5 protein-coding genes are annotated in these 6272 nt (G+C 64.0%); 2 read left to right on the plus strand and 3 right to left on the minus strand.

Going from position 1 to position 6272, the window contains the following annotated elements; all coding sequences use genetic code 11:
• The first annotated feature begins 153 nt into the window (after window positions 1-153).
• Window positions 154-1980 carry a gamma-glutamyltransferase gene (gene ggt, locus AC3WJU_RS02085; protein WP_492259010.1) on the plus strand — a complete coding sequence of 609 codons (1827 nt, stop codon included), beginning with the start codon at window positions 154-156 and terminating at the stop codon, window positions 1978-1980.
• A 62-nt stretch (window positions 1981-2042) separates the two neighbouring features.
• Window positions 2043-3065, plus strand: a complete 1023-nt coding sequence (gene ligD, locus AC3WJU_RS02090; protein ID WP_059389221.1) for a non-homologous end-joining DNA ligase — start codon at window positions 2043-2045, stop codon at window positions 3063-3065.
• Window positions 3066-3204: 139 nt separating this feature from the next.
• Here ligD and AC3WJU_RS02095 read toward each other — a convergent pair whose 3' ends face one another.
• The 3 genes from AC3WJU_RS02095 to AC3WJU_RS02105 form a co-directional block, all read right to left on the minus strand.
• Window positions 3205-3552, minus strand: a complete 348-nt coding sequence (locus AC3WJU_RS02095; protein ID WP_284988155.1) for a YegP family protein — start codon at window positions 3550-3552, stop codon at window positions 3205-3207.
• 204 nt (window positions 3553-3756) lie between these two features.
• Window positions 3757-4005, minus strand: a complete 249-nt coding sequence (locus AC3WJU_RS02100; protein ID WP_148667615.1) for a hypothetical protein — start codon at window positions 4003-4005, stop codon at window positions 3757-3759.
• A 189-nt stretch (window positions 4006-4194) separates the two neighbouring features.
• A complete protein-coding gene (locus AC3WJU_RS02105) occupies window positions 4195-6087 on the minus strand; it encodes a transketolase (protein WP_492259011.1) in 1893 nt (630 codons plus the stop codon).
• Window positions 6088-6272 lie beyond the last annotated feature (185 nt).

Below are 6272 nucleotides of genomic sequence, written 5' to 3' on the forward strand. Positions count from 1 at the left end.
CCTTGTCCTGCAAGTATGGAAAGACTTGTACAAGTTTGTCAATGACTTGCACAAAGTTGTTGCGACTGCCGGCTTGCCTGGATCCGTTGAGCGTCGCGTAGCTCCGGAGTAGGGTGGCCCCACCCACCTCGCACCACCAATTGAGGAGCGACCATGTCACATCGCAAACTTCGACTGGCCACCATGACGGCAGTACTCGCGCTGAGCGTGACGAGCGGGGCCCTCGCCAACCCCGCCTTTGCCGAACCACGCCAGACTGAAAAGACCGCCACCGCCACCGGATACGGCGGCGCGGTCAGCACCGTAGACCCTGAAGCATCCGCTGCCGCCATCGAGGTCCTCCGCAAAGGCGGCAACGCGGCGGACGCCGCCGTCGCCGCCGCCGCGACGCTAGGCGTGACCGAACCGTACAGTGCCGGGATCGGTGGTGGCGGCTACTTCGTGTTCTACAACGCGAAGACCGGCAAGATCGGCACCATCGACGGGCGCGAGACCGCGCCGGAGGCGATGCCGCATGACGCGTTCATCGATCCCGCCACGGGGAAGCCGTACAACTTCACGCCCGAGCTCGTTACCAGTGGCGTTTCAGTCGGTGTCCCCGGAACAGCGGCAACCTGGGACCGCGCTCTGGAGCGTTGGGGTACTTTAAGCCTTGGAGATGCCCTCCAGCCGGCCATCAAGGTTGCGACCCGGGGCTTCGTCGTTGACCCAACTTTCCGCCAACAGACACTCGACAACAAGCTCCGTTTCGGGGCGTTCAGCTCCACAAGCAAGCTGTTCCTCCCAGGAGGCGACGCACCCGCCGTCGGCAGCGTCTTCCAGAACCACGACCTCGCCGCGACCTACCGGCTCCTCGCGAAGCAGGGCATCAGCGCCTTCTACGGCGGCCCGCTGGCAGCCGAGATCGCGGCAACGGTCCAGGCCCCGCCGAAGACTGCTACCACCACGCTGCCCATCCCGTTGGGGCACATGACCACAGCCGACCTCGCCGCCTACAAGCCCCTGGACCAAGCGCCCACCCACGTCGACTACCGCGGCCTCGATGTCTACGGCATGGCGCCGTCGAGCAGCGGGGGCACGACGGTAGGCGAGGCGCTCAACATCCTGGACACGGTCAACCTTTCGGAGATGTCCAAACCCGCCGCCCTGCATCACTACCTCGAGGCGAGCGCGCTCGCGTTCGCGGACCGTGGAAAGTACGTTGGGGACCCTGCCTTCGCCGATGTTCCTACGGAAGCGCTCACCGACCCGATCTTCGGCAAGGAACGCGCCTGCCAGATCGACCCGCTGCACGCGGCTACGAAGCCCGTCGCACCGGGGGATGTGACCGGGTACGACGGCGTGTGCCCGGCTTCCGGTGCCGCGCTCGCCGATGAGAAGGACACAGAGAACATCTCGACTACCAACATGACGGTCGCGGACAAGTGGGGGAACGTGGTCGAATACACGCTCACCATCGAGCAGACCGGCGGATCAGGCATCGTGGTACCGGGACGCGGGTTCCTGCTCAACAACGAGATGACCGATTTCTCGGCCGTCTACAGCGCGAGCGACCCCAACCGAATCGATCCCGGCAAGCGCCCACGCTCGTCGATGTCCCCGACCATCATCCTCAAGGATGGCAAGCCGTTCCTCGCTCTCGGCTCGCCCGGCGGATCGACGATCATCACAACCGTGCTCCAAACCATCTTGAACAGGGTGGACCTGGGCATGAGCATTTCCGACGCGATCGCCGCACCGCGTGCCTCCCAACGGAACACGGCAAAGGTCACGGCCGAACCGGAGTTCATCACGGCGTACGGTAGCCAACTCACACCATATGGCCACCAGTTCACGCCATCCGGCGACGCATTCACCTCGGCGGCGGAGATCGGTGCCGCAACCGCGATCGAGTTCAGGCCCGGCGGGCTCATGATCGCTGCCGCCGAGCCGGTCAGACGAGGCGGCGGCTCGGCGATGGTGCTGAAACCATCGCCGTGAGACGAATGCGGAATCCATTCAGGCTGCTGACACCGGGGGTGGGGCCGGGGTAGCTTGTCCCCATGGCTACCGAAGCAACCACCCTCACCGTTGACGGGCCGAACGGTCCTCGCGACATACGGATCTCCAGTCCTAGCCGGGTCCTTTGGCCCGAGATCGGCCTGACCAAGCTGGATCTGGCGCGCTATATCGTTGAGGTCGGGGAAGCATTCATCTCCGCAAACGGCGGCCGGCCGGTCTCGCTGCAGCGCTTTTCGGACAACATCGACGGCGATCAGTTCTTCTCCAAGAATCCGCCGAAAGGAACACCGGAGTTTATCCGGTCCGTGAAGGTTGTTTATCCGAGTGCGCGCTCGCATCCCCAATTGGTGCTCGATGAGCCGGCAGCTGCAGTGTGGGCCGTCCAAATGAACACAGTGGTCTTTCACCCTTGGCCCTCGCGGGTCGAAAACACGGACAACCCTGACCAGCTGCGGATCGACCTGGACCCGCAACCTGGAACGGATTTCGACGACGCGATTCCCGCAGCCCTTGCGCTGAAAGACGTACTCGCGGAGGCCGGATTGACCACTTTCATCAAGACCTCCGGAAACCGTGGGCTCCACGTCTATGCCCCGATCGAGCCTTCGCATGAGTTCTTGGACGTACGGCATGCCGTGATTGCAGCCGCCCGGGAGCTCGAGCGCCGAATGCCGGACAAGGTGACCACGGCCTGGTGGAAGGAAGAACGTGGTGAAAGGGTGTTCGTCGATTTCAACCAAGCCAATCGTGACCGGACCATAGCAGGCGCGTACAGTCCGAGGGCGCTCGCCCACGCTCCGGTCTCTTGTCCAATCACGTGGGACGAACTTGAATCGGCGGACCCGAAAGGCTTCACCATCCTCACGGTGCCTGGCAGGTTGAAATCGGTGGGGGACCCTTGGGGTGACATGAACTCCAAAGCCGGCAAAATCGACGTCCTGCTTCAATGGTGGGAACGCGATCTCGGTGCAGGGCTTGGGGAAATGCCGTTCCCGCCTGACTACCCGAAGATGCCGGGCGAACCGCCGCGTGTGCAGCCGAGCCGAGCGCGCAAGCACGACTGACAGACAGCCCGGGAAGGTGGCCCCGGCAGGCAATGAGTGGAAGAATGAGGGCTGGACCAAAACGGCCGGCGGCGCATCTTGCCTGCTGAGACCCAGGTGAGTCCCCCAGTGCGCCGTCGGTCTTGACCTTGTCGAGCTCTTACGCCGCGCCGGTCCATCTTGGCGCGCTTGCCGCGTGCCGGAGTTCCTTGGCGCGGGTGCGGAATCCGTCGGACGCCGTGCGCGGTTCGTCGCATGCCGGCGGAGCCGCACGGTGGGGGACCGCGCTCGGACGCACAGTCACGGCCGGTTCACGCACGCTTGCCACGGGGCAAAGGTCGGTGACCAGCCCCATGCCGGCACACTCCCGCGCAGCGGCGATGCCGGCAACAACTGCGGGCTTGTCCTCGAACGGCGTCGAAACAGCGATGACCGCCCCGTCAGGTGATTTGAGGCGGAACCTGAAGAAGGACTCCCCGTCAAGAAACACTTCGAATATGCCAGCCACTGCTACCTCCCGGTCTGCGGACCCTGCTCGGTAGCGACTTCACTACGAGCGGGTCGGAGCATCGCTGCATTCCCGTCCGCTGCTCTGGTTGAACAACCACCGTGAATCGTCTTTCACGTGATATTCAGTCTGTTCTGACTGCGTTGAGGCTAACAAGACCGCGTGAGTAAATCCTGTGTAAAACGTGTGCAACCCCGGGGCGGGTCAGCTGCCACTTGCCCGGTTCATCAGGTGCTCGAGCAGCGCCAGTTCCGGAAATCCGGGGTGGCGCGCAATGCTGGACCTCAGTTTTGCACGGAGGTGTTCGCCACTCGGTTCGGTTCCGCCGAGGACTTCGTCGATGATTTCCTGCGCCTGCTCACGCAGGGCGGCCAGGGTGTCGCGGTCGTCGCCGGGAACCAGAACCGGTTCCGGCTCGACGAGCGGGTCTTCAGACTCCAAAGGTTCCGACACTGCCAGCTCCTGATATTTCATCCCGGCAACTCCCAGTTAGGTCCGGAATTCGCCCCCATCCACTAGATAGTAATGAGGGCGCCCGGGTTGTTCACCGCTAAATGCTCAGAACGACGAATATGGCTTGGAAACGGTGGTTTGTGACGCGGACCCGACGGCGGCGACGTTCCGCCGTCGGGCCGTTGCTTTTCAGTCCATGACGAGGTCGCGGGCGGCGGCGGCAATGTGGCGTGCCGAAATGCCCGCTGCGTTGAGCAAGTCCTTGGGCTCACCGGAACCAGGAAGTTCCCTCACGGCGAGAAGCGCGATATGGAGTTTGGGCGTGTTGGCGCTCGCAAGCGCTTCGAGGACAGCCGAGCCGAGGCCGCCTTGGGCGTAGTGGTCTTCGGCGACAACAATCCGGCCATCGGTTTCGAGGCACGTCCGGCGCAAGGTGTCGACGTCGATCGGCTTGACGGAGTAGAGGTCGATGACGCGCGCTCTGATCCCCGACTCGGCCAGCTGCTCGGCGGCAGCGAGGCATTCGTGGAGTGTGACGCCGGCGCCGATGAGCGCCACCTGGTCATCGGGGCCGGCACCGTGGACCTTGCTTCCGCCAAGGGGGAACTGTTCGTCCGGACCGTAAATCACGGGATAGGCGCCCCGGGTGGCGCGCAGGTAGGAGATTCCGGGTGTGTCCGCCATGGCGCTCACGAGCTGCGCTGTGGACGGAGCGTCAGCCGGATAGAGCACCGTGGAAGTGTGCACCGCCCGCATGGCGGCAATGTCCTCCAGGGCCATCTGCGAGGGACCGTCTTGCCCGATTTCAACGCCGGCATGCGTGCCGACGAGTCGGATGTCCACCTCCGAGACTCCGGCCATGCGGATAAAGTCGAATGGCCGCGAAACCAGGAAAGCCGCGAAACTTGAGGCGAAGGCCACGTATCCGCGGACTGAGAGGCCGATGGCGGCGGCCACGAGTTGCTGCTCGGCAATGAAAACTTCAAAATACCGCTCAGGGGCCACTTCCTCGAAGTCCCGTGCATGGGTCGAATTCCCCACTTCGCCGTCGAGGACCACCACTTCGGGGCGGGCCGCCAGCGCGGACACGGCGGCCCCAAAGGCGGCCCTGGTCGCCACTTTGTCGCCGACCTTCCAATCCGGGAGCGTGACGGAAACGTGAGTGCCCGGCGTGATTGCTGGAGTGCCGGGTTCCGGAGGACAGGTGGTCACGCGGACGCTGCTTGGCCCTCCAAGGGCCGCTATGGCTTTCTCGGCCATGTCTGCCGGGAGCGCCTTGCCGTGCCAGCCGTTCTGGTCTTCGATCTCAGGTACCCCTTTGCCCTTGATCGTCTTGGCCAGAATGACCGTCGGCTTATCGGGATCGCTCGTGGCCCTGCTCAGTGCATCGTCTATCTGGGAGATGTCATGGCCGTCGATGATGAGGGCCTGGGCTCCGAACGCTTCGACCCGCCGGGCGTAGGCGTCCATGTTCCACTGAAGTTCTGTGGGGCCGTCCTGGCCAAGCCGGTTGACGTCCACGACGGCGGTGAGGTTGCCGAGCTTGTAGTACGCCGCCTTGTCCACTGCCTCCCACATGGACCCTTCAGCTAGTTCGCTATCGCCGCACAACACCCATGTATGGAAGGGAAGCTTGTCCAGGTACCGTCCTGCGAGGCTCACCCCGACGGCGACCGGCAGCCCTTGTCCCAGCGAGCCGGTCGCCACATCCACCCAAGGCAGCACCGGCGTCGGGTGTCCTTGAAGCCGGGCACCGAACTGACGGTAGGTATTCAGCAGCTCATCTTCCTCGACGACGCCCACAGCCCGATACATGGAATACAGCAGGGGTGAAGCATGTCCTTTGGAGAAAATGAGATGGTCGTTGTTCGGCAACGCCGGCTGTTCCCAGTCGTAGCGAAGGTGCCGCGTGAGGAGGACCGCCATGAGGTCCGCGGCCGACAGCGACGACGTGGGATGACCCGAACCGGCGTTGGTGCTGCACCTGATGGAGTCCACACGCAATTGCGTAGCCAGGGCCCGAAGGGAGTCCATGTCTTCCGTTTGCATCGGTGCCGGCCGCAATTCTGGATCTTTTGACATCTCTCAGTTGCCTTTCATACGCTCCGAGCGGGTGGCCTGTCCTACGTGTCCGGCCTACAAGATCGTCAGGGGCGGCTCTCCCAAGGGCCGCGAGGGCGGGAAGGGAAGGTCCGGGCCCGGCTCGGGGACAGGGGAAGGCCCCGGCTCGGGCAGCGGAACCGGCTCGGGGGTTCCCGGGCGGGGTC

The sequence above is a fragment of the Arthrobacter sp. FW306-1B-F12A genome (assembly GCF_058781865.1).

Coding starts and splice junctions, on each gene's coding strand:
- ggt (WP_492259010.1), top strand. CDS start 154: ATGTCACATCGCAAACTTCGACTGGCCACCATGACGGCAGTACTCGCG.
- ligD (WP_059389221.1), top strand. CDS start 2,043: ATGGCTACCGAAGCAACCACCCTCACCGTTGACGGGCCGAACGGTCCT.
- AC3WJU_RS02105 (WP_492259011.1), bottom strand. CDS start 6,087: ATGTCAAAAGATCCAGAATTGCGGCCGGCACCGATGCAAACGGAAGAC.